Genomic DNA, 22009 nt, shown 5'->3' on the forward strand with positions numbered 1-22009 from the left:
CTGGGGGTACTCACACAGTCATTTCATCATCGGGTACCGACAATTTATGCGACTCCCGCTCGAGCCGCTCCGCGATGGCATCGATCCGGTCGAAATCGGCGTCGGTGGGCGCCCACCGGCCGGAGGCCAGGTCAACACGCCAGCGCCCCTCGCCGGTCCGGCGGAAGTCCTCGTAGCGGCCCAGAAGCGGCGTCCCCTCCTGCAGATAAAGGCCCAATGCCTCGTGCTCCAGGCCGGGCGGGGCGTCTCCGCTGGATTTCAGGACACGCCACCAGGGCACGCTGCTGCCATAGTGGCTCATGACCGATCCGACCTGGCGCGGGCCGCCGGCGCCGAGGAGTTCCGCAACGTCGCCGTAGGCCACCGCCGTGCCGGCCGGGATCAACGCCACGAGCTCCAGCACCGCCTCCACATACTCCGTCCGCATCGGTCCAGCCTAGCCGTTCCGGACTCCGGAACAGCGCCGGGACGGCAGGCGGAGGCGGCACGCCGCCACCCCGGTCAGGAACTGTCAGTGGCAGCAGGTAGCGTTGAAGCATGAGCACTTGGAACACCCTCCCCCGCGCAGCCTTCGACCTCGAAACCACCGGGCGGAACTCCCGCGCGGCGCGGATTGTCACAGCATCCATCACCGTGGTGGACTCCGACGGCGGGATTGTCCAGGAACACGAGTGGCTCGCGGACCCCGGGGTTGAGATTCCCACCGAGGCCAGCGACATCCACGGCGTCACCACCGAGAAGGCCCGCAGCGAAGGCCGCCCCGCCGCGGAAGTGACGCGGGAGGTCGCCGCCGTGCTCCAGGAGCTTTTCGACACGGGTGTGCCGGTCATCGCCTTCAACGCCAGCTACGACTTCACGGTGCTCGCCGCCGAGTCTGCCCGCTACGGCGTCCCTCAGTTGAGCCGCTTCCCCGTGCTGGATCCGTACGTCATGAACAAACAGGTGGACCGCTACCGCAAGGGCAAGCGCACGCTCACCGCCTTGTGCGAGGAGTACGGCGTCAATCTGGACAACGCGCATACCTCCGCGGCCGATGCCCTGGCAACCCTTCGGATGCTCGATGCCATGGCCGGAAAATTCCCCAAGCTCAGGATGCCGGCGGGCAACCTGCACCAGCTCCAGGTCGAATGGGCCTCTGCCCAGGCCGCGGACTTCCAAAGCTACCTGCGCAAGACGAAGCCGGCCGCCGTGATCGAAGGCGACTGGCCCGTCCTGCCTCCCGAGGACGCCAGCCGGGGCGACTTCTAGGATTTCCGGACGCCGGGACTCCAAACGCCGGGATTCCGGACGCTGGGCCCCGGCGCGGGAGCACTTCTTAAAACGAAACGTTCGCCGGCGGAACGGCTTGACTAGTCCCCCGCTGCGCGCAAATCCAGTGATTGCGACGGAGGTCACACGGCCCGGGGCTTCCACTTGCCGCCCGCTCCGGCGCCGATGATTCCGCGCCACCCCGCCAGCACTATCAGGATCAGCGCCGATCACACGCGATCCTGAAGATAGTTCGCAGAACGCACACATCATCTCTGATTTGTTCGGATTGAATGGGCGCCCACGTCGGATGACACAATTATCTTTCGCGGCGTGTCTGCTCCACCCGGCGCCCAAGCCAGCGGCCGGGGGCCCGATGAGCCTCCCGCGACCCACTGAATTTCAGACGAAAGTGATTGCGTGATGAAAAGCAAAGCCTTGAAGTGGCTGACCACCGTTCCCGTGGCCATCGCCGTGGCGGTTTCCCTTGCAGCCTGCGGCGGCGGTTCGGCCCAGTCAACGGCGTCACCGACGGATGCCCTCCAGGGCAGCGACCAGAAGTCCCTGGACAAATACACGACCAAGGACGTCACTCCCCTGGACCAGATTGACAAGTCCAAGCTCGGCCTGATCAGCGACGGAACCCTGACTGTGGGCACCCTTTCGGACGCCCCGCCGAACATCTACATCGACAAGTCGGGCAAGTTCACCGGCTACGACAACGAGCTCCTGCGCGCCATTGCGGACAAGCTGGGCCTCAAGGTGGAGTTCAAGGCGACCGGCTTCGCCTCGCTGCTCGCCCAGGTTCAGAACAAGCAGTTCGACCTCGGGTCCTCCTCGATCTCCACCACTGACGCGCGCCGCAAGACCGTGGGTTTCACCAACGGTTACGACTTCGGCTACATGGCCGTGGTCGCCAAGAAGGACTCCAACATCAAGGGGTTCAAGGACCTGACCAAGGACACCCGCATCGCCGTGGTCCAGGGCACGGTGCAGGATGACTACGTCACCAACACCCTCCAGATCGAGCCCGTCCGCTTCGAGGACTACAACACCGCGTACGCCAACTTGAAGAACGGCCAGGTCGACGCCTGGGTCGCTCCGTCCCAGCAGGCTACCGGCCAGGTCAAGGAAGGCGACGGCACGGTCATCGCCGAGTCGGTTGTAAACACCCAGAACTTCACCGCGTACGCCGTGAACAAGGAAAACCAGCCGCTCATCGACGCGCTGAACTCCGGCCTCGACGCCGTGATTGCCGACGGCACCTGGTCCAAGCTGACCAAGGAATGGTACCCGGACCGCGAGACCCCGGCCACGTGGTCCCCGGGCTCCAAGGCTGTCACCGTTCCGAAGTCCTAGTCCATGGATGCACTCGATCAACTCGTAAAGACCTTCTTTGACTGGGAGGCGATGGCAGCCGTCCTGCCGAACATGATTATGTTCGGCCTGCCCAACACCCTGATCCTGGCGGTTTCCTCGGGCGTGCTCGGGTGCATCCTGGGCATGGTCCTGGCCGTCATGGGCACGTCCCGCCTGACGCCGCTGCGGTGGCTCTCCCGGATCTACACGGACATCTTCCGCGGCGTTCCGGCTATTGTCATCATCCTCCTCATCGGCCTCGGGCTCGGACCCATAGTCCGGGTAGCGACCGGATCCACGAACCCGTTCCCGCTGGCCATCTTCGCCCTGACGCTCATGGCGGCGGCCTACATCGGCGAGATCTTCCGCTCGGGCATCCAGAGCGTGGAAAAGGGCCAGCTGGAGGCGTCCCGGGCCCTGGGCTTCAGCTATGGCTCGTCTATGCGCCTCGTGGTGATTCCACAGGGCGTCCGGCGCGTGCTCCCGGCCCTGGTCAACCAGTTCATCGCGCTGATCAAGGACTCGTCCCTGATCTATCTGCTGGGCCTGATCGCCAGCCAGCGCGAGATCTTCCGGATCGGTAACGACGCCGCCGCCAATACGGGAAACCTCTCGCCACTGGTTGCCGCCGCGTTCATGTACCTCATCCTGACCGTTCCGCTCACCCACTTGGTCAACTACATCGACAAGCGTCTGCGCACCGGCCGTCCGGAGAAGCGTCAGCCTGACGACGCCGCGGCCTTGATCGGGAAGGGAGCACAGCCATGAGCGAATTCGCCTCCGGCTCGCTGACCGGCAAGAACCTGCACTTGTCCTTCGGCACGAACCATGTCCTCCGCGGCATCGACCTTCATGTCGAGAAGGGCACCACTGCCTCGGTGATCGGGCCCTCCGGCTCAGGAAAATCGACGCTGCTGCGTGTCATGAACCGTCTGATCGAACCGGACCAGGGCGACATCCTGCTCGATGGCCGCTCGGTCCTGAAGGACAACCCGGACGAGCTGCGCCAGCGGATCGGCATGGTGTTCCAGCAGTTCAACCTGTTCCCGCACAAGACCGTGGTGGACAACGTCTCGCTGGCGCTGCGGAAGCTGCGCAAGCTGCCGGCGGAGCAGGCCCGGGCCGAGGCACTCGAGCAGCTCGACCTGGTGGGGCTCAAACACAAGGCCGACGCGCGTCCTGCCAACCTCTCCGGCGGCCAGCAGCAGCGTGTCGCCATTGCCCGCGCCCTGGCCATGAAGCCGGAGGTGATGTTCTTCGATGAGGCCACCTCCGCCCTCGACCCCGAGCTCGTCAAGGGTGTGCTGGCGCTGATGGCCGACCTCGCCAAGGGCGGCATGACCATGGTGGTGGTGACCCACGAGATGGGCTTCTCCCGCAATGTCTCGGACACCGTGACGTTCATGGACGCCGGCGTCGTCGTCGAGTCCGGTCCCCCGGAACAGATCTTTACCAGCCCGCGGACCGAGCGGCTGCAGGGGTTCCTCGCGGACGTTCTGTAGTTCGCTCCAGCGTCACGGCAGCTTAAATGACTGATGGCACCCGCAGTGGCGGGTGCCATCAGTCATTTAAGGGCTGAGGCTACGGCTTGGCGCCGGCCGCCGCCTTCGCCGCGGCTGGCAGTGCGTCGAAGATCCGGTTCATCGCGGCGTCGTCGTGCGCGGCGGAGAGGAACCAGGCCTCGAAGACCGACGGCGGCAGGTAGACGCCGGAGTCCAGCATGGAGTGGAAGAACGGGGCGTAGCGGTACACTTCCTGGCCCTGGGCGTCCTCGTAGTTGTGGACACCCCGGGCGCCCGTGCCGAAGGCCACGGAGAACAGGTTGCCTGCGCGCTGGATGGAGTGGTCCACGCCGGCCGCATCGAGTGCGGAGGACAGCGCCGCGGAGAGTTCCAGCGAGCGGGCATCCACGAACGAATAGACCTCGGGGGTGGCGTGCGTGAGGGTCGCGACCCCGGCGGCCATGGCCACCGGGTTACCGCTCAGAGTCCCGGCCTGGTAGACCGGGCCCAGCGGCGCCAGGTAGTCCATGACCTCCGCGCGTCCGGCGAGAGCCGCCGTCGGCATGCCGCCGCCAATCACCTTCCCAAATGTCAGCAGGTCCGGGGTCCACGGCTGGGCGGCACCGGCGGCGCCGCCGGTGAGGCCCCAGTAGCCGGAGTAGCCGGTGCGGAAGCCGGTCAGGACCTCGTCGAGGATCAGCAGGGCACCGTGTTCGCGGGTAATCCGGGAGAGGCCGGCGTTGAAGCCGTCGCCGGGGGCGACCACGCCCATGTTGGCGGGAGCGGCTTCGGTGATGACGGCGGCAATGCTGTCACCGTGCTTGGCGAAGGCGGCTTCGACGGCGCCGAGGTCGTTGTAGGGCAGCACGAGCGTCTCGGCGGCGGTCGCGGCGGTGACCCCGGCCGAGCCGGGCAGCGCGAGGGTCGCCAGGCCGGAGCCTGCGGCGGCGAGGAGGCCGTCGAGGTGGCCGTGGTAGCAGCCGGCGAACTTGATGATCAGATTGCGGCCGGTGAAGCCGCGGGCGAGCCGGACGGCCGTCATGGTCGCCTCGGTGCCGGTGGAGACCATCCGGACGCGCTCGGCGGCCGGGACGCGCTCCTTGACGATTGCGGCAAGGTTGGCCTCGTCCGGCGTGGAGGCACCGAAGGAGAGACCGCGGTCGACGGCGGCGTGCACGGCCGCCAGGACCTCCGGGTGGGCGTGCCCCAGCAGCGCCGGGCCCCAGGAGCAGACGAGGTCGACGTAGTCGGCACCGTCGGCGTCGGTCAGGTAGGCACCCTTGGCGGACACCATGAACCGCGGCGTCCCGCCCACGGAGCCGAAGGCGCGCACGGGCGAGTTCACGCCGCCCGGCATCAGCTGGCGGGCACGGTCAAAGAGTTCCTCGTTGCGAGGCATGCTGGAAGTCATGGTTTCTATTCTTTCAGTTCGCGGCGAGGTCTGTTCGCGGCCAGTTCAGTTGGCGCTAAGCAACGCGGCCACGCGGGGCGCCACTTCGGTGCCGAACAGCTCAATGGAGCGCATCATGGCCGTGTGCGGCAGGGTGCCGTTGCTGTACTTGAGGTCAAAGCGGTCCACGCCCAGGTTCTTTTTGAGCAGGGCAATCTTCGCGGCCACGGTTTCCGGCGACCCGACATAGAGGGCTCCCTCGGGCGTACACATCGCGTCGAACTCGCCCCGGCTGGCGGGGCCCCAGCCGCGTTCGGCCCCGATCCGGTTCCGCTGCTGTAGCCAGTGCGGGAAGAACTCCTCGCGGGCGTCCTCATCCGTGGCGGCAACGTGGCCGGGCGAATGCGTGGCCATCTGCTGCATCGGGTGCCCGTACTTGGCCATGGCCTCACGGTAGAGGTTGGCGAGGGGCGCGAACGACCGCGGCTGGCCGCCGATGATCGCGAAGATGATCGGGTAGCCGTACTCGGCACAGCGCAGCACCGACTCGGGGGTGCCGCCCACGCCGATCCACGTCGGCAGAAGGTGGTGTTCCAGCGGCGGATAGACGCTCAGGCCGCTGATGGCCGGCCGGGTGCGTCCCTCCCAGTGGACCGGTTTCTGCGCCCGGACCTTGTCGAAGAGCTCGAGCTTTTCCTCGAAGAGGACCTCGTAGTCCGCCAGGTCCAGGCCGAACAGCGGGAAAGACTCGATGAAGGACCCGCGGCCCAGCATGACCTCTGCCCGGCCGCCGGAGATGGCGTCCACGGTGGCGAAGCGCTGGAACACCCGTATCGGGTCATCGGAGCTGAGCACTGTCACGGCCGAGCCGAGCCGGATGTTCTTGGTCCGGGCAGCCGCCGCGGCCAGGAATACCTCCGGGGCGGAGACAGCGAAGTCGCGGCGGTGGTGCTCCCCCACCGCGAAGGCGTGCAGGCCGACCTGGTCCGCGAGTTCGGCCTGTTCCAGGAGCTGGCGCAGCACCTGGGCGTGCGGGACGGGATGGCCGTCCGGGAAGACCCCGACGTCGCCGAACGTGTTCAGGCCCAGGAGGATGCGGTTGGGCCCCACCGGCGCGGTGGGTGTGGACTTGAGCGGGGCGTCCGCGGATTCGGGGGCCGTGTTCATCGGGTTTCCTTCAGCCAGCCGGCGAGCTCGCTCGCCCAGTAGGTCAGCACCATGTTGGCGCCGGCGCGTTTGATGCCCAGGACGGACTCGGTGATGGCGGCCCGGCGGTCGATCCAGCCGTTTGCGGCGGCGGCCTCGATCATCGAGTACTCGCCGGAAATCTGGTAGGCAGCCACGGGGACCGGGCTCATGGCGGCGACGTCGGCGAGGATGTCCAGGTAGCTCATGGCAGGCTTCACCATGACCATGTCGGCGCCTTCGGCCAGGTCCAGGTCCACCTCGAGGATGGCCTCCCGGCGGTTGGCGGCGTCCATCTGGTAGGTGCGGCGGTCGCCGGTCAGCTGCGAGTCGACGGCCTCGCGGAACGGGCCGTAGAACGCGGAGGCATATTTCGCGGCGTAGGCCACGATGGCGGTGTTGGCGTGCCCGGCGTCCTCGAGGGCCTGCCGGATCACGGCGACCTGGCCGTCCATCATGCCCGACGGGCCCAGGACGTGGGCGCCGGCGTCGGCCTGGGCAACCGCCATCTGGCCGTAGATTTCCAGGGTGGCATCGTTGTCGACGTAGCCGTTGGCGTCCAGGACACCGCAGTGGCCGTGGTCGGTGAATTCGTCGAGGCACACGTCGCTCATGACCACGAGGTCGCCGCCGACCTCGGCGCGGACGTCCCGGATGGCCTTGTTCAGCACGCCGTCGGGGTCCAGCGACGCCGTCCCGCGCGCGTCCCGGACGGCGGGGACGCCGAACAGCATGATGCCGCCGACGCCCAGCTGGACAGCCTCGGCCGCGGCACGCCTGAGCGAATCGGTGGTGTGCTGCTGCACGCCGGGCATCGAGGCGATCGGGTTGGGCTCACTCAGGCCTTCGCGGATGAAGGCCGGCAGGATGAGCTCCGAGGCTGAGAGCCGGTGTTCGGCCGTCAGCCGGCGCATGGCCGGGGTGGTGCGGAGCCGGCGGGGGCGGTGGGTCGGGAAGCTCATATGGTGTCCTTTGCTGAGGGCTCTACGGCTGACGGAGGCGGTGGGGGCTGCTGGTGGTCAAGGGACCGCACGACGGCGGCAACCAGGCCGGACGCCGTCGGCTCTTCGGCGACGGCGTCGACGCTGAGTCCGAGGGAGGCCGCCTCGGCCGCCGTCGAGCGTCCGATGGCGACGAAACGGCAGGTGCCCAGCGGGCCGAGGTCCGCGTGGATGCGGCGGGCGGCGCTCGGGGAGGCGGCGACGACGGCGTGCAGCCGGCCGGCCACGATTTCGGCTTTCGCCTCGGCCGTGGTGAGCACGGTGGGCGGCGGCGCGTCCTGCCCGGCCGGACTGATCCCCTGCGACAAGGTCGCTTGCGGCGGGGCCGGCGGGAATGCGGGCAGGGCCCGGCGCGGATCGGCAGGATAGTCGACGGTGTTGTACGCGGTGACGGCCTGGACGGCCGCACCGCGGGCCTCGAGGCCCTTGCGGAGCCGCGGGTCCGCTATGTCCGCCTGGGGCAGGAGCACGCTGCCCTGGTTCGCGGGCCAGATGTCGAGCAGGCCTGTGCCGGATTGCTGGCCCGTGGGTGCAAGGTCGACGCTGATGCCCCGGGACTCCAGCTCACGGCGGGTCGCCGGGCCGATCGTGGCCACGAGGATGCTGCCGGGCAGCCAGCTGCTGAGGGAGGCGCCGCGTTCCGCGGCTTTCGCCTCAAGTGCCTGGACTGTGGTCACGCTGCTGATCACGAGCCACGTGTAGGCCCCGGCGCCGAGAGCGTCGAAGGCGACGTCGAGGGAGTGCTGGTCGCTGGCCTGCTCAAAGTCAATCAGCGGGAGCAGCAACGGCTCGGCGCCGACACGGCGGAGGGCCGTGACGAGTTCCCCCGCGCGGTCCGGGCTGCGGGCAACCAGCACGCGGGCGCCCTCCGGCACCCTCATGCCGGTTGGGCCGCCCGTGTGGTTGCGGTCGCTGTGCCGTGCCATGAAGTGGTGGATCCGCGGTTCAGGAAGCTGCCAGGTCCGCGATGTCCGCGGCGCCGCGGGCCAGCAGGACTTCCGCCAGCTCGATCCCGAGCAGCGTTGCCCCGACCTCGGTGAGGCCGTCGGTGGCTTTCTTGTCGCGGACGGTTGCCGTGCCGTCGACGGCGCAGACCACCGCCTCGAGGTGCAGCATGCTGCCCTTGCGGTAGGCGTAGGCGCCCACCGGGGCGGCGCATCCGGCCTCCAGCCGGGCCAGCAAAGCCCGTTCGGCCGTGACGGCGAGCCGGGTGTCCGGATCATCGAGGGCCGCGAGGGCCTGCGCCAGCACGCCCTGGGAGCCTTCCGTGGACCCGGCCCGGCGGGGAGCGTCGGCGGTGCGGCATTCGATCGCCAGGGCCCCCTGCCCGGCGGCCGGCAGCATGATGTCCGTCTCGAGGTATTCGCTGACCGCGTCGAGCCGGCCGATCCGGTGCAGTCCGGCGGCTGCGAGCACGACGGCGTCGAGGTCGTTTGACTTGCCGTCAACGACGGCGTCGTTCGTGTTGCCCGACAGCCCGGGGACGCGTCCCAACCGGGTGTCCACGTTCCCGCGGATGTCGCGGATGTCCAGGTCCGGACGCACGGCGCGGAGCTGGGCCGCGCGGCGCGGGGAGCCGGTGCCGACGCTCGCGCCGCTCGGCAGGTCGGCGAGCTTCAGCCCGTCGCGGGCGCACAGCACGTCCCGGACGTCGACGCGTTGGGGTGTGGCCGCGAGGCTCAGGCCGAGGGCCGGACCGGTCGGGAGGTCCTTGAGCGAATGCACGGCGATATCGCAGACGTCCTGCAACAGGGCGTCGCGGAGCGCGGCGACGAAGACGCCGGTACCGCCCATCTGGGACAGCGAGCCTTTGAGGACGTCGCCGTCGGTCCGGATATGGACCAGCTCCACGGGGAACCCGCCGACGGCGGCCAGCTGGTCCGCGGTCTGCTGGGTCTGGGTCAGGGCGAGTTTGCTGGCGCGCGTGCCGATCCGGACGCTCATGCGGTTCCCTGGCCCGCCGCCGCAGCAGCCGAACCCGAAGCCACAGGTGCGGCCGGGTAGGGATCGTGTCCGGTCCCGACGGTGGTGTCGGCTCCGGCGATGGTGGGCTTTTCGCCGCGGAAGTTAGCGCAGCAGCCGGGACGGCAGACGTCGTACCAGGGGCCGAGCGTGGTCAGGTGCGGCCGCTCGGCGATGTTGTTCGCGACGGTCCGCTCGCAGATGAGGTCCACAAGCCCGGCGACAAACTTGCGGTGCGTTCCGGGCGTGGGGACGCGGGTTGCGGCCAGTTCCAGCCGGGCGCAGGTCTCAAGCGCCTCGGTGTCCAGATCCCAGACCACTTCCATGTGGTCGCTGACAAAGCCCAGCGGCACAATCACGATGCCCTTGACGCCCTGGCCTGCGAGCTCCTCGATGGCGTCGTTGATGTCCGGTTCGAGCCACGGCACGTGCGGGGCGCCGGAGCGGGACTGGTAGACGAGGGACCAGGGTGCGGTCAGGCCGGTCGCGTCTTCCACCCGGCGGATGATCTCGGTGCCGGAGGCCAGGTGCTGTGCGGCGTAGGCGGAGTCTTCCTCAAAAGTGCGCGGCTCGCCCTCGGACCGGCCGGCGGCCTCGGCATCGCGGGTCGGGATGGAGTGCGTCGCGAACAGGATGTGCACGGGGGCGTCCGGGGTGCCGGCGGCGGCCAGCTGGGCACGGACGTCGGCGAGGCCGGCGGCGGTGCCCTCGATGAAGGGCTCCACGAACCCGGGGTGGTCGAAGTACTGGCGCACCTTGTCGACCTCGAGCTTGCCGTCGAGCCCGGTTTCGGTAAGCGCCATGCCGATGTCCTCGCGGTACTGGCGGCAGCTGGAGTAACAGGAGTAGGCGCTCGTGGTGAGCATGAGCACCTTGCGGTGGCCGGCGTCGTACATCTCCTGCAGGGTCTGCGGGATGTACGGATCCCAGTTGCGGTTGCCCCAGAACACCGGCAGCGCGATGCCGCGGGCTGCAAGTTCGGCCTCGATGCCGGCCTTGAGCTGACGGTTCTGTCCGTTGATGGGGCTGATGCCGCCGTTGGCGCGGTAGTGGTGCGAGACCTCTTCGAGCCGTTCGTCAGGGATGCCGCGGCCGCGGGTGACGTTGCGGAGGAACGGGATGACGTCCTCCTGGCCTTCGGGGCCGCCGAAGGAGGCGAGGAGCACTGCGTCGTACTCCTTGGGGGCCATCCGGCCGGCCTCGGTGACGGTGTTCACGGCGGTTACCGGGGCGGCGGATTCCTGCGGATCGAGCGGGCTCATGCCAGGACCTCGGCAATCTCGGCGGCGGTGACGCGGCGGCCGGTGTAGAAGGGGATTTCCTCGCGGACGTGGTGCCGGGCTTCGGTGGCGCGCAGGTGGCGCATCAGGTCCACGAGGTCCACGAGCTCGGGGGCTTCCAGTCCGAGGATCCATTCCCAGTCGCCGAGGGCGAACGAGGAGACGGTGTTGGAGATGACCTGGGGGAAATCGCGGCCCAGCATGCCGTGGTCGCGGAGCATGGCGCCGCGCTCGGCATCCGGGAGCAGGTACCACTCGTAGGAGCGGACGAAGGGGTAGACGCAGAGCCATTCCGCCGGTTCAACGCCGCGGGAAAACGCCGGGGTGTGGTTCTTGGCGAACTCGGCTTCCCGGTGCACGCCCATGGCGGACCAGACGATCTCGGTGCCGGCGAACAGTTTGCTGCGCCGGATGTCCCGCACTGCCCGCTGCAGCGCTTCCGGCCGGGGACCGTGCAACCAGACCATAATGTCCGCGTCGGCCCGCATCGCCGAGACGTCGTAGCTGCCGCGGTGGACAACTCCGGCGTCGGCGAGGCTTTTCATCAGGGCCTCGAAGTCCTCAGCGGCATCGGCACCGCGCAGGATGTCCGCTGACCGCTTGAATACGGTCCAAAGGGTGAAGAACTGCTCAGTTGAATCTTCGGGCGCCGATGCCCCGGCGACTGATTCTCCGGGGGCTGACATTCCGGTTTTAGTGACAGATTCGGCAGAAGTGTGGCTCATGCATACCAGTCTGCCTCCTCTCCCCAGCTAAGTCGAAAAAAAGCACTTCTACAGCGCGTAGAAGTGCTTTATTTCACATGCGGGGCACGGGAGGTGGGGGCGCGTCCGCGGGAGGCGGGTCTGCGGGAGGGTGCGCATCCGCGGGAGGCGGGTCCTGTCAGCTCCGGCGCATCCGGAGGACCACGGCGCCGGCGCCGAGCGAGAGCGCCACCAGGCCGATGCCCCAGCCGACCAGCGGGGACAGGCCGGCCGGTTCCAACGTCGAGGTTGCCTCGAGGGAGGAGTTGCCGGAGTGGCCCTTGGCCGGAGCCGGCGCCTGGGTCCAGCCGGCTGTGTTTGAACCCGTTGGGGACGGGTGCGGTGTGGCCGACGTCGAGGCCGACGCCTGCGCGCCGGCACCGTTGCCCGCGGCCGGCACCGCGGTGCCGGACTGTGGATCGGCGGCCGGGTCGGCGGCCGCGCTGCCCGGTGCCGGCCGGCCCGGGGCCTGTCCGGTGGGGGCAGACCCGGCGGATCCGCCTGCGGCGGGAGCTCCCGGAGCCGGGGCGGCGGGCGGCGCGGCGGGGTCCTGCGGCCCGCCGGGCGGCGCAACCTTCGAGGGCGGGGTGCTCGACGCCGGTGGAGTGCTGGTGCGCGGGGCCGTGGGTTCGGGATTGCTGGGCTCGGGGTCGCTGGGTTCCGGGTCGCTGGGCTCGGGGTCGCTGGGTTCCGGGCTGCTGCCGTGCGACGGCGGCGGCTGCGACGGGGAGGACTCGCCCGAGCCGGCGGACGGCGAGGGGCTCGGCGTCGTCGAGGAACCCAGCAGGCTGTCCAGCACGTCGCCGAGGCCGAGGGTCAGCGAACCCTTCGCGGACGGTGCGGTGGACGCCGCCGCGGACAACCCTGCGGCCGCCTGCGAGGCAGGAGCCCCGGCGGTGCCAGCCAGTACGGCCCCGAGCGCGACCGCCGCCGCGCCGCTTCGAAGGCCCCGATGGCGGCCGGTCTTCGTTGTTGACACCTTGGACCTGAAAATAAACATGGTCATCGAGCCTAGCCGGAATCGACCAGCAGGAAAAACTTGCAAGTACCGCGAATTTCCGGCACGAAACCGCCGTGACCGGAGGGGTTCAGGGTGCCTTTGGAACCGCTGTGATTCCTGTGACTGAAGGTGTGCTTGGGACTCGGAAACCTCGTTCGGAACAGCCACATTCAGGGTCACCGAATTCAGCGCAGGCACATTGAGGCAACCACATTCAGCGCAGCCACGTTCAGCGCAGCCACGTTGAGGACAACGTTCAGGACAACAGGGCGCGGACCTGCTGCGGGGTGTCGGCCACGATCGCTGCCAGGCCATTGCCGGACAGCCAGCCGCCCACCACGGCAAGCGTGCCGTCCGCGGCGCAGACGCTCCGGACGGCCGCGACGCGCTGCCTGTGGCCCAGGGACGCAAACGGCAGCGCGCCGGCCCAGCGGACCACGTCCCAATCGGCCACGTCCCCGGCGCCGACTGGCACCGCCAGCAGGGCCGACGCATCAGCCAGGGCTGCGCGGAAAAGTTCATCGTCGGAGCGCGGCGCCGCGGCCAGTCCGCCGCCGCGGGGCTCGGGCAATGCCCGGGGAGTAACAGCCCCTGGAGCTGCACTCCGCCCGTAGGAGAGCCGGAGCACATGCCGTCCCGGGCCTGCCTGCTCCGCCAGCCACGCCCATTTGGCGGTGGCGTGCGTCAGCGCCTTGGCCTGCACACCCGGGCTCTGCGGCGCAACAAGCACGCCGGTGCCGCGTGGCGCCGCGTCGAGGGCCGGGAGGTCCACCACGAGCGTGACAAGGCTGACGTCGGGTCCGGCATCGGGGCGGTGGCCGGCAAGTTCCGGCACGGACTCCTCAAGCAGCCCGACGGCGGCGGGACCCTCGACCGCAACCGCGAGGAGCCCGGCGTCGAAAGTGGCCTGGTCCGTGGCCACGCGCCAGCCGTCGGCTGTGCGCCGCACTGACCGGGCCGCGGTGCCGGGCAGCAGGGTGACTCCGCGCTGACGCAGATCGGCCAGCAGGGCGGCGACGAGGGTGTGCATGCCGCCGCGCAGCCCGGCGACGGCGGAACCGGCCTTCTGGAGCCCGCCGGCCTGGCCTGTTCCGGACGGTCCGGCTGTTCCGGCTGGTCCGGGGGGTCTGCCCGTGGCGGCCGCCGCTCCCCTGCGCTGGGCCGCGACGGCGGCGGCGAGGGAACCGTGCTGGCGGATGCCGGCCCGCAGACCGGGGGCCACCATGTCGACGTCGAGCACTGAAGGGTCGGCCGAGTGGACGCCGCCGACCACCGGTGCGACGAGCCGGTCCAGGACCCGCCTGCCCATCCGCCGGCGGACAAGGGCTGACACGCTCGTTGCCCCGGCAGCGGTGCCCAGCGAGGCCGGCAGCACGGCGTCGACGGAGGCGCGGAGGGATCCCAGCAGGCCCAACGACCGGCGGACTTCCGGGTCCCACGGGCTCGCCGGGATGCCCAGCACACCGGTCCTAGGCAGTTCCCGGGGGCCGTCAGGCAACTGGACCCAGGCCCCGCCGGGATTCGGCGCAACGATCTCGCCGGCCAGCCCCAGCTCCGCGGCGAGATCGGCTACGGCGGCGGTGCGGGTGGCGAAAGACTCCGCGCCGCTGTCCAGGGTCAGTCCGGCCACGACATGGCTGCCGACGCAGCCGCCCCAGGCCTCGCCGGCCTCCAGGACGGTGGTGCGGACCCCGGCCCGGGCGAATTCCCGTGCCGCAAGCAGTCCGGAAATCCCGCCCCCGATCACGACGGCGGTACCTTCCACGGGAGTCCCGGCGGCGCCTGCGTCCACGCCCCTACTCCGGAGCGATGGAGTGGATGAGTTCGACGACGCGCGTGAGCACCTCAGGGTCCGTCTCCGGCGGCACGCCGTGGCCGAGGTTCAGGACGTGCCCGGGCGCCGCGGAGCCGGCCGCGATCACCTCTCGGACGTGGGCTTCGAGGACTTCCCACGGTGCCGAAAGCAGTGCCGGGTCGATGTTGCCCTGCAGCGGGACGGTGCCGCCGAGGCGGCGGTTGGCTTCGTCCAGCGGCAGCCGGTAGTCGACCCCCACGACGTCAACGCCGACGTCGCGCATCGCGACGAGCAGTTCCGAGGTGCCGGTGCCGAAGTGGATCAGGGGTGCGCCCAGGTGCCGGACATGGTCCAGGGCACGGGACGACGCCGGCGCAACGAAGCGCTGGTAGTCGGCCAGTCCCAGCGAACCGGCCCAGGAGTCGAAGAGCTGGCCGGCGGAGGCGCCGGCTTCCAGCTGTGCGCGGAGGAACATCCCCGAGGCATCGGCGGCCCAGTTGGCCAGGGCAGTCCAGGTTTCGGGGTCGGCGTGCATCATCGTGCGCGGGCCGAGGTGGTCGCGGGAAGGCTTGCCTTCCACCATGTACGCGGCGAGGGTAAAGGGCGCACCGGCGAAGCCGATCAGCGGGGTGCTGCCGAGCTCGGCCACCGTGAGCCGGACGGCTTCGCGGATGGGCTCCAAGGCCTCCCAGGTCAGCTGCGGCAGGGCGGCAACGTCCGCGGCCGTGCGGACCGGTTTGTCCAGGACGGGTCCGACGCCGGGCACGATGTCCACTCCGACGCCGGCCAGCTTGAGCGGGATGACAATGTCCGAGAAGAAGATGGCGGCATCGACGTCGTGGCGGCGGACCGGCTGCAGGGTGATCTCGGAAGCGAGCTCGGGGCGCAGGCACGAGTCCAGCATCGCGACGCCCTCACGGACCTTGAGATATTCGGGCAGTGAGCGGCCGGCCTGGCGCATGAACCAGACGGGACGGCGGGAGGGCTTGCCGCCGCGGTAGGCGGTGATCAGCGGCGAATCCGCGGTGCGGCCGTCCATCAGCGGGTGGCTGGCATCGAGGCCGCGGGCGGCGCCGTCTGTGGCTGCATTGCCGGCTGCGCCGTTGTCGGACGTACTGAATGTGGTCGTGCCGGCACGTGCCGCAGCGCTTGGAGTCATGACTTCGATTGTGCCCAAATTTGTGCCCAAAAGATAACGACAGCCTGTCACGCCGGCTCTGACACCGGCCCCGAGTGCCGCGTCGTGGCGGGAATCACAGGCCAGGGTGCCTGGGCCCACGCCCGGACAGTTGTTCTACACGGGCGCGAAAAAGCTATGATGGTGATGCTGTGGTTCTTTTTTCATTGGTGGCTACACACGCCGACATCGACCTCGAAACCGTTGCTCAGTTGAGCACCGGTGCTTCAGGGATCGCCACATCCGCCCTCGCCGGATCGCCGGCCGTGGCGGGTGCCGTTGTCCTTGCCACCTGCAACCGCCTTGAAATCTACGGCGAAGCCCCCCATCCGGACGCCGTCGCCGCCGCCCGGGCGGCCCTCATCACCCACATCAGCGGCGCCAGCGGACTCAACGATCAGCTCGTCTCCCGCGCCTTCAGCACCCGCACCGGCGCCGAGGTCAGCCAGCACCTCTTCTCGGTCAGTTCCGGTCTGGACTCCGCTGTGGTGGGCGAACGGGAAATTGCCGGGCAGGTCCGCCGCGCCTTGATCACGGCCCAGCACGAGGGCACCGCCAGCTCCGGCCTGGTCAGGCTGTTCCAGGCCGCGTCCAAGACCGCGAAGGACGTCGGCGCCCAGACGGCATTGGGTTCGCGCGGGCTCTCCATCGTCTCCGTGGCCCTGGACCTCGCCACTGACCTGTCGGAAAACCCGGACTGGTCCGCCAAGAAAGCCGTCGTCTTCGGGACCGGCGCCTACGCCGGTGCCACCATGTCCCTGCTGCGGGAACGTGGCTGCACCGATGTCTCTGTCTATTCCTCCTCCGGCCGCGCCGCCGGCTTCGTCGCTACCCGGGGCGGCACGGCACTGAACGAGGGCACGCTTCCGGGCGCAGTTGCCGGGGCCGACGTCATGATCGGCTGCAGCGGCTCCGACAGCCGGGTCGAAGCGGACGAACTCGCCCGGATCCGGGCGAACTCGCCCCAGCCGCTGATCGCGATCGATCTCGCTTTGACCCATGACTTCGACCCCGCCGTCGGCGACCTCGACGGCGTCGAACTGCTGACGCTGGAATCGGTCCGGCTGGCCGCACCGCAGGAACAGGCCGAGTCGCTCGAACAGGCCAGCAGCATCGTGGCCGGGGCGGCCAGCGCCTTCGAGCAGGAGCGCGAGGCCAGGAGCGTCGACTCGGCGATCGTCGCCTTGCGCCGCCACACGATGAACGTCCTGGATGCGGAAATGGAAAAGGTCCGGGCCCGGCACGGCTGCACGGCCGCCGCCGAAGAAGTCGAATTTGCCCTGCGCCGCATGGTGAAGCAGCTTCTCCACGTCCCCACCGTCCGGGCCCGCGAACTGGCCTCCAACGGACAGCAGGACGCCTACATTGCCGGTCTTGAGGCGCTGTACGGCATCACGGTGGAGCCCACCGCCGGCGCAACGGTTGCAGGTGCCGCCGGTTCCGGGGCCGCGTGCCCCGTGGACCACAACGCCGCTGTCCACAACCCCGGTGCCCACAACCCCGGCGACCCCGGCCCCGCAGCGGGCGACATCCGCGAAACCGCGTAGCTGCCCCGCGCCTCCCCGCACCGCGGCTTATCCCTGGATTATCCGGGGAAAGCGTTGATCCCGGTCATTTCGGCCGACACCTGCCACAGCCGTGTGGCCGCTTCCCGGTCCACGGCGTGGGCGTCCACTCCCCTGATCCTGGCTTCGGGCGATCCCGGCACCGTGGCTTCGGCGATGTCGCAGTCCTCGCAGTAGACGCCGCCCATTCCTTCGAGCGCCGGCGCCGTTGCGGCCCAGACCGAGGTGGCGGCGCCCTGCGCGGGTGTCTTGAACCGCGGGTCAAGTTTGCCGTGCTCGTCCATCCAGCCCGCGGCGATCATCTCCTCCCGCGGCAGGTGCCGTTGCAGCTCCGTCATGATCCCGCCGGGATGTACTGCGAAGGCGCGCACGCCAAAGTTCCGGCCCAGGGCATCGAGCTGGACGGCGAAGAGCGCGTTCGCCGTCTTGGCCTGGCCGTAGGCACGCCATTTGTCGTAGCCGGCGTCGAAATTGATGTCATCGAAGCGAATGGCCGAGAGCTTGTGGCCGGTCGAGGACAGCGAGACCACGCGGGCTCCCTGCGCCGCGGCAAGCGCCGGCCACAGCAGGTTGGTCAAGGCAAAATGACCCAGGTGGTTCGTGGCGAACTGTGATTCCCAGCCGGGTCCCACCCTTTGCTCCGGACTTGCCATGATGGCGGCGTTGTTGATGAGGATGTCCAGGCTGCGGCCTGAGCCCGGCGCCGCGCCAAGTGCCGCGTCTGGTGCCGCGCCTGGTGCCGTTCCGGTCGCCGGGCCGGCCAGGAAGCCGGCGGCGAACTCCTTCACACTGTCCTGGTCCGCCAGGTCCAATTCGGCAACTTCCAGTTCGGCAACGCTGACGCCGCCGCCAGCCGTTGCCGGCGTCAGCCCCGCCGCGGCCAGGACGTCGCGGGCATGCTCGGGCCGCCGGGCCGGCACCACGACGGTGGCGCCGGCGGAGGCCAGCGCCCGCACGGTCTCCAGGCCCAGCCCCGAGTAGCCGCCCGTGACAATAGCGGTCTTCCCGGTCAGGTCGATGCCGGCAATGACGTCGGCCGCCGTCGAATCCCGGCCGAACCCGGAGCCAATCTTGCGCTGGGACGTCACTGTATTTTCTTCGCTCATGACCAAGCCTTTCGTTTTAGGGCGCCGCTCGGCGGAGCGTGTTGTGCGGTATCGCGGCCTTGCTGGCCATATGGTCCGCCGCGGCTCAATACACCGGTTTCCCGGGCTCCACGTCCCGTACCCAAGCGAGAATGCCGCCTTCAAGGTGGCTGACGCGCTCGTACCCGGCGGCGCGGGCTGCGGACAGGACGGCGGCCGATCGTGTTCCGGCCTTGCAGTGGAAGACAATTTCGGCATCCTGGGGCAGTTCCTGCCACGCCTCGCCGGCAAGGATGCGGCCTTGCGGGATCAGCTCCGACCCCTCAATGCGGACGATTTCGTATTCTCCCTGCTCCCGCACGTCCACGAGGTGGAAGTCTTTGAGGCCGGCCTTGCGGGAGGCCAGCATGGTGGCGAGCTGGGTCGCCGTCACGGTGTGCTCGGTACCGGCATCCGCCGTTGGAGTGATCCCGCAGAAGGCCTCGTAATCGGTGAGTTCGGTGATTCGTGCTGCCGCCGGGTCCTTGGTCACCTTGATCTCGCGCCAGGTGCCGCCCAGAGCGTCATAGAGCGCCAGCCGGCCCAGCAGGGACCGGCCGACGCCGGTGATCAGTTTGACCGCCTCGGTCACCATCAGCGCTCCGACGGCGGCGCACAGCATGCCGAACACGCCGCCTTCGCCGCAGGACGGCACGGATCCGGGCGGGGGTGCCTCCGGGTAGAGGTCCCGGTAGGTGGGCCCGAACTGTTCCCAAAAGACGCTGACCTGGCCGTCGAAACGGAAAATCGATCCCCAAATGTAGGGCTTGCCGAGGATGGCGGCGGCGTCGTTGACGAGGTAGCGCGTGGCAAAGTTGTCGGCGCCGTCGAGGATCAGGTCGTAGCCGGCAAAGAGCTCCAGTGCGTTGGACGCGTCGAGCCGGACGTTGTGCAGCCGGACGTCCACGAGCGGGTTCAGGGCCTTAATGGCGTCGCGGGCGGACTCGATTTTCGGCCGGCCCACATCCTCGACACCATGGATGATCTGGCGTTGGAGGTTGCTGAGGTCGACGTCGTCGTCATCGACGATGCCAAGGGTGCCGACCCCCGCGGCGGCGAGATAGAGCAGGGCCGGGGAGCCGAGGCCACCGGCACCGATCACCAGGACTTTTGCGTTCTTGAGGCGTCGCTGGCCGATCGCGCCGATCTCCGGAATGATCAGGTGCCGCGAGTAGCGTTCCACCTCGTCCGGCCTGAGGTCCGCAGCCGGGTCGACCAGCGGTCCGGGCTGCGGATCCAGCTTCGTCTGGGGGGTTGCGGGGGCACCGGCGGCGGTGAACTTGGAAGCCATACTTCAATCTATGCCCGAAGATACCACCAGGTCATATTACCCGCGCGTAAGGTGTAATTGAGTGCAAGGTAGTTCAGTACAAAATGCAAATGATTGCCATTGCGCGCAATGGGGTGGATAAGGGAAAGAAGGCCGACAGTGGTTCATCAGGCACCGTTGGAGCGGGACGAGTCCGGCAAGCCGACGGCAGGGCAGCCCCGGAGCGGACAACGCTCGGCCCGCCTCCCCCGCGACGAACGCCGGGCTCAGCTGCTGGCGGCCGCGCAGGAAGTTTTCGTGGCGAACGGCTACCACGGTGCCGCCATGGACGAGATCGCCGAGACCGCCCACGTCAGCAAGCCGGTGTTGTACCAGCACTTCCCCTCCAAGCGGGACCTCTACCTGGCTCTGCTGGACAGCCACCTCAGCAAGCTGACCGACCTCCTGCTTGGCGCCCTGAACTCCACCACCGACAATGACGAGCGCGTCCAGGCCGTCATGCGCGCCTACTTCCGCTTCATCGCGCACGACGACCAGGCCCACCGGCTCGTCTTCGAGTCGGACCTGATTAACGATCCCGACGTCAGCGCGCGGCTGGAAACGTTCAACAAGACCTTCGCCGACGCCGTCGCTCACGTCATCGCCGAGGACACCAAACTGCCTGAGCTGGAGGCCCAGCTGCTGGGCCGCGGACTCGCCGGCATGGCCCACGTGAGCGCACGGTATTGGCTGGAAACGGACGGGAACCTGGATCTCGATGTAGCCAGTGACCTCATCTACCGTTTAGCTTGGCGCGGAATCTCCCGCTTCCCCAAAGAGACCTAGACTACAACTAGAGATTGACCTTAGACATTTTTTGGACGTTGATTGGCTGGGAGGCCTTGCTGTGGAAGTAAAGATTGGTATTCAAAACATTGGCCGCGAAATTGTCCTCGAATCGGCGCAGGATGCCGAAGCCGTCGCCAAGGTAGTTGGCGACGCGATCGCCAAGGGCAGCGAACTGCGGCTGACGGACGACAAAGGCCGCCTGGTGATCGTCCCCGCCAATGTTCTGGGCTACGTGGAAATCGGCGCAGAAGAGGCCCGCCGCGTCGGCTTCGGTGCCCTCTAGCCCCGTTCTTCCCACCACCGTCCTTCATCGCAGTTTCTACATCGTGAGGTGTCCTGAATGCTTTCCCTGATTGTGGTCGCCATGGTGACCGTGGCTGCGGGTTTCGTGGTGTGGGCCAACGACAAGCGGCACCAGAAGTACGGCGTCGCCGTCCCCGCGGGAGTCGCTGCATCCGTCGGTATGCTCAGCTGGATCATCTTTATAGCGGCCGGATTCGGCTACCAGCCGGGCCTGACCTGGATCCCATGGATCCTGCCGATGGTCCTGGGCACTGCGGCCTCGATCGCGGCCGTGGTGTACCTCGGCAGGGCCCGGACGCGGCAGGACACCGAGAGGCTCACGGGCATCCTGAAGCTCTAGTTCGTTAGCCCCGCGCAGCTGTTTTCGGCGCGCAACTGTGACCACGCACCCAACGGGGTGCGTGGTCACAGTTCGTTTGGGGTTCGGCCGAGTGCGCCGTACCGGAGTCATTCCGAGGCGGAACCGTGCCCATCACTTTTGTCGGAGCCCTCAAATAGACTCGGGCCATGGAAGCCGTCAGGGATTTCATCAGGGATTTCACCGCCTGCGGGGACGAGGCGCAGGGCACGGAGCGGGGTGCAGCCCCGGTCGGGCAATCCGGTATGGACGCCGCCCTGGCCGCGCTGCGGGCGGTGGGTTCGACGGCGGTGGAGGATGCGGGGTCGTGGGGCTTCCGGGCCGCGTCGGACTTCGCCGGCGGCGTGGAGGAAGTCTCCCGCGCGGTGGAGTATCTGCAGCTCGTCGCGGCCGCCGCCGTCGACCGGACCAGGAAGCAGTCCGCCGCCACGGCCACGGGGGCGGTCACGGGGGCGGTCACCGGGTGGACCACCGGCTGGCGTGAGAGCGGCGGCGGGTGGCAGACCGGCGCACCCGGTACCGCGGAAGCTGCCGGCGCCTCCTTGGCCTCGGCTCGCGCGGGCACGTCCGCTGCTGCGGAGCCCTCCGGCACGTCCTTGTCCTTGGCTCCCTCCGGCACGTCCGTTGCGGCGGCTCCCGCCGGAAGCCCCGGAACGGTGGAACCGGCCGTGCCGGAATCGGTGCTGGATGACGGGTACCGGAACACGGTGGAGTTCCTGCGGGCGCGGCTGCGGATCGGCGCCGCGGAGGCCAGGCGCCGGCTGGCGCTGGCCGACACGCTGCTGCCCCGGCAGGGACTCGCCGGCCGGCCCATCCCGCCCGTGCACCCGGAGCTCGGAGCCGCCGTCGCGGCCGGCGAGGTCGCCTCCCGCGCCGCGACCCTCGTCACGCTCGCCCTGGACCGGGTCCGGCACAGCTG

The 22009-nt window shown here is 69.0% G+C and carries 22 protein-coding genes; 9 read left to right on the top strand and 13 right to left on the bottom strand.

Annotated elements, in window-relative coordinates:
* Positions 1-10: 10 nt before the first annotated feature.
* Complete coding sequence (locus AC1DKN_RS11815; RefSeq protein WP_028277185.1) at positions 11-427, bottom strand: MGMT family protein; 417 nt, start codon at positions 425-427, stop codon at positions 11-13.
* Positions 428-537: 110 nt separating this feature from the next.
* On the opposite strand from AC1DKN_RS11815, the gene AC1DKN_RS11820 reads away from it, so the two are divergent.
* From AC1DKN_RS11820 to AC1DKN_RS11835, 4 genes are all read left to right on the top strand, one after another.
* On the top strand, positions 538-1248 hold the full coding sequence (locus AC1DKN_RS11820) for a 3'-5' exonuclease (RefSeq protein WP_028277186.1): 711 nt from the start codon (positions 538-540) through the stop codon (positions 1246-1248).
* 423 nt (positions 1249-1671) lie between these two features.
* Complete coding sequence (locus tag AC1DKN_RS11825; protein WP_223913927.1) at positions 1672-2607, top strand: ABC transporter substrate-binding protein; 936 nt, start codon at positions 1672-1674, stop codon at positions 2605-2607.
* Positions 2608-2610: 3 nt separating this feature from the next.
* Positions 2611-3375, top strand: coding sequence for an amino acid ABC transporter permease (locus AC1DKN_RS11830; protein ID WP_028277188.1), 765 nt, complete (start codon positions 2611-2613; stop codon positions 3373-3375).
* Positions 3372-4109: an amino acid ABC transporter ATP-binding protein gene (locus tag AC1DKN_RS11835; protein ID WP_028277189.1), complete on the top strand. Its 738-nt coding sequence runs from the start codon at positions 3372-3374 to the stop codon at positions 4107-4109. Before AC1DKN_RS11830 ends, AC1DKN_RS11835 begins: the two co-directional genes overlap by 4 nt.
* Before the next feature lie 79 nt (positions 4110-4188).
* On the opposite strand, the gene hemL is transcribed toward AC1DKN_RS11835, so the two are convergent.
* The 10 genes from hemL to hemE form a co-directional block, all read right to left on the bottom strand.
* On the bottom strand, positions 4189-5520 hold the full coding sequence (gene hemL / locus AC1DKN_RS11840; protein WP_476848756.1) for a glutamate-1-semialdehyde 2,1-aminomutase: 1332 nt from the start codon (positions 5518-5520) through the stop codon (positions 4189-4191).
* Between the two features lie 45 nt (positions 5521-5565).
* Positions 5566-6666, bottom strand: a complete 1101-nt coding sequence (locus AC1DKN_RS11845) for an LLM class flavin-dependent oxidoreductase (RefSeq protein ID WP_476871343.1) — start codon at positions 6664-6666, stop codon at positions 5566-5568.
* Positions 6663-7646 (bottom strand): porphobilinogen synthase, encoded by a 984-nt coding sequence (gene hemB, locus AC1DKN_RS11850; RefSeq protein WP_476871344.1) that lies wholly within the window; start codon positions 7644-7646, stop codon positions 6663-6665. Before hemB ends, AC1DKN_RS11845 begins: the two co-directional genes overlap by 4 nt.
* Complete coding sequence (locus tag AC1DKN_RS11855) at positions 7643-8611, bottom strand: uroporphyrinogen-III synthase (protein WP_476871345.1); 969 nt, start codon at positions 8609-8611, stop codon at positions 7643-7645. Before AC1DKN_RS11855 ends, hemB begins: the two co-directional genes overlap by 4 nt.
* Positions 8612-8630: 19 nt before the next feature.
* Complete coding sequence (gene hemC / locus AC1DKN_RS11860; RefSeq protein ID WP_230010623.1) at positions 8631-9629, bottom strand: hydroxymethylbilane synthase; 999 nt, start codon at positions 9627-9629, stop codon at positions 8631-8633.
* A complete protein-coding gene (locus AC1DKN_RS11865) occupies positions 9626-10909 on the bottom strand; it encodes a ferrochelatase (protein WP_476871346.1) in 1284 nt (427 codons plus the stop codon). Before AC1DKN_RS11865 ends, hemC begins: the two co-directional genes overlap by 4 nt.
* Positions 10906-11652 carry a hydrogen peroxide-dependent heme synthase gene (gene hemQ, locus AC1DKN_RS11870; protein WP_028277195.1) on the bottom strand — a complete coding sequence of 249 codons (747 nt, stop codon included), beginning with the start codon at positions 11650-11652 and terminating at the stop codon, positions 10906-10908. The genes AC1DKN_RS11865 and hemQ overlap by 4 nt, the downstream gene beginning before the upstream one ends.
* A gap of 157 nt (positions 11653-11809) precedes the next feature.
* Positions 11810-12649 carry a hypothetical protein gene (locus tag AC1DKN_RS11875; protein WP_476871347.1) on the bottom strand — a complete coding sequence of 280 codons (840 nt, stop codon included), beginning with the start codon at positions 12647-12649 and terminating at the stop codon, positions 11810-11812.
* Between the two features lie 277 nt (positions 12650-12926).
* Positions 12927-14462, bottom strand: coding sequence for a protoporphyrinogen/coproporphyrinogen oxidase (locus tag AC1DKN_RS11880; RefSeq protein WP_476871348.1), 1536 nt, complete (start codon positions 14460-14462; stop codon positions 12927-12929).
* A gap of 4 nt (positions 14463-14466) precedes the next feature.
* On the bottom strand, positions 14467-15624 hold the full coding sequence (hemE, locus tag AC1DKN_RS11885) for a uroporphyrinogen decarboxylase (protein WP_476871349.1): 1158 nt from the start codon (positions 15622-15624) through the stop codon (positions 14467-14469).
* Positions 15625-15794: 170 nt separating this feature from the next.
* Between hemE and AC1DKN_RS11890 the strand changes: the two genes are divergently transcribed.
* Positions 15795-17189 (top strand): glutamyl-tRNA reductase, encoded by a 1395-nt coding sequence (locus tag AC1DKN_RS11890; protein WP_476871350.1) that lies wholly within the window; start codon positions 15795-15797, stop codon positions 17187-17189.
* A gap of 38 nt (positions 17190-17227) precedes the next feature.
* Here AC1DKN_RS11890 and AC1DKN_RS11895 read toward each other — a convergent pair whose 3' ends face one another.
* Both AC1DKN_RS11895 and moeB read right to left on the bottom strand, forming a co-directional pair.
* Positions 17228-18313, bottom strand: coding sequence for an SDR family NAD(P)-dependent oxidoreductase (locus AC1DKN_RS11895; RefSeq protein ID WP_476871351.1), 1086 nt, complete (start codon positions 18311-18313; stop codon positions 17228-17230).
* An 85-nt stretch (positions 18314-18398) separates the two neighbouring features.
* The gene (moeB, locus tag AC1DKN_RS11900) at positions 18399-19622 is read right to left on the bottom strand and encodes a molybdopterin-synthase adenylyltransferase MoeB (RefSeq protein WP_476871352.1); all 1224 of its coding nucleotides are present in this window, start codon (positions 19620-19622) and stop codon (positions 18399-18401) included.
* Between the two features lie 108 nt (positions 19623-19730).
* Here moeB and AC1DKN_RS11905 point away from each other — a divergent pair, with 108 nt between their 5' ends.
* The 4 genes from AC1DKN_RS11905 to AC1DKN_RS11920 all read left to right on the top strand — a co-directional run.
* A complete protein-coding gene (locus AC1DKN_RS11905; protein WP_374208359.1) occupies positions 19731-20426 on the top strand; it encodes a TetR/AcrR family transcriptional regulator in 696 nt (231 codons plus the stop codon).
* Between the two features lie 61 nt (positions 20427-20487).
* Positions 20488-20712 (top strand): DUF3107 domain-containing protein, encoded by a 225-nt coding sequence (locus AC1DKN_RS11910; protein ID WP_028278253.1) that lies wholly within the window; start codon positions 20488-20490, stop codon positions 20710-20712.
* A gap of 57 nt (positions 20713-20769) precedes the next feature.
* Positions 20770-21072, top strand: coding sequence for a hypothetical protein (locus AC1DKN_RS11915; protein ID WP_476848746.1), 303 nt, complete (start codon positions 20770-20772; stop codon positions 21070-21072).
* 167 nt (positions 21073-21239) lie between these two features.
* On the top strand, positions 21240-22009 hold a 770-nt coding region (locus AC1DKN_RS11920), incomplete at its 3' end, for a DUF222 domain-containing protein (RefSeq protein WP_476871353.1).

This window comes from Arthrobacter sp. 01N444, assembly GCF_056399305.1.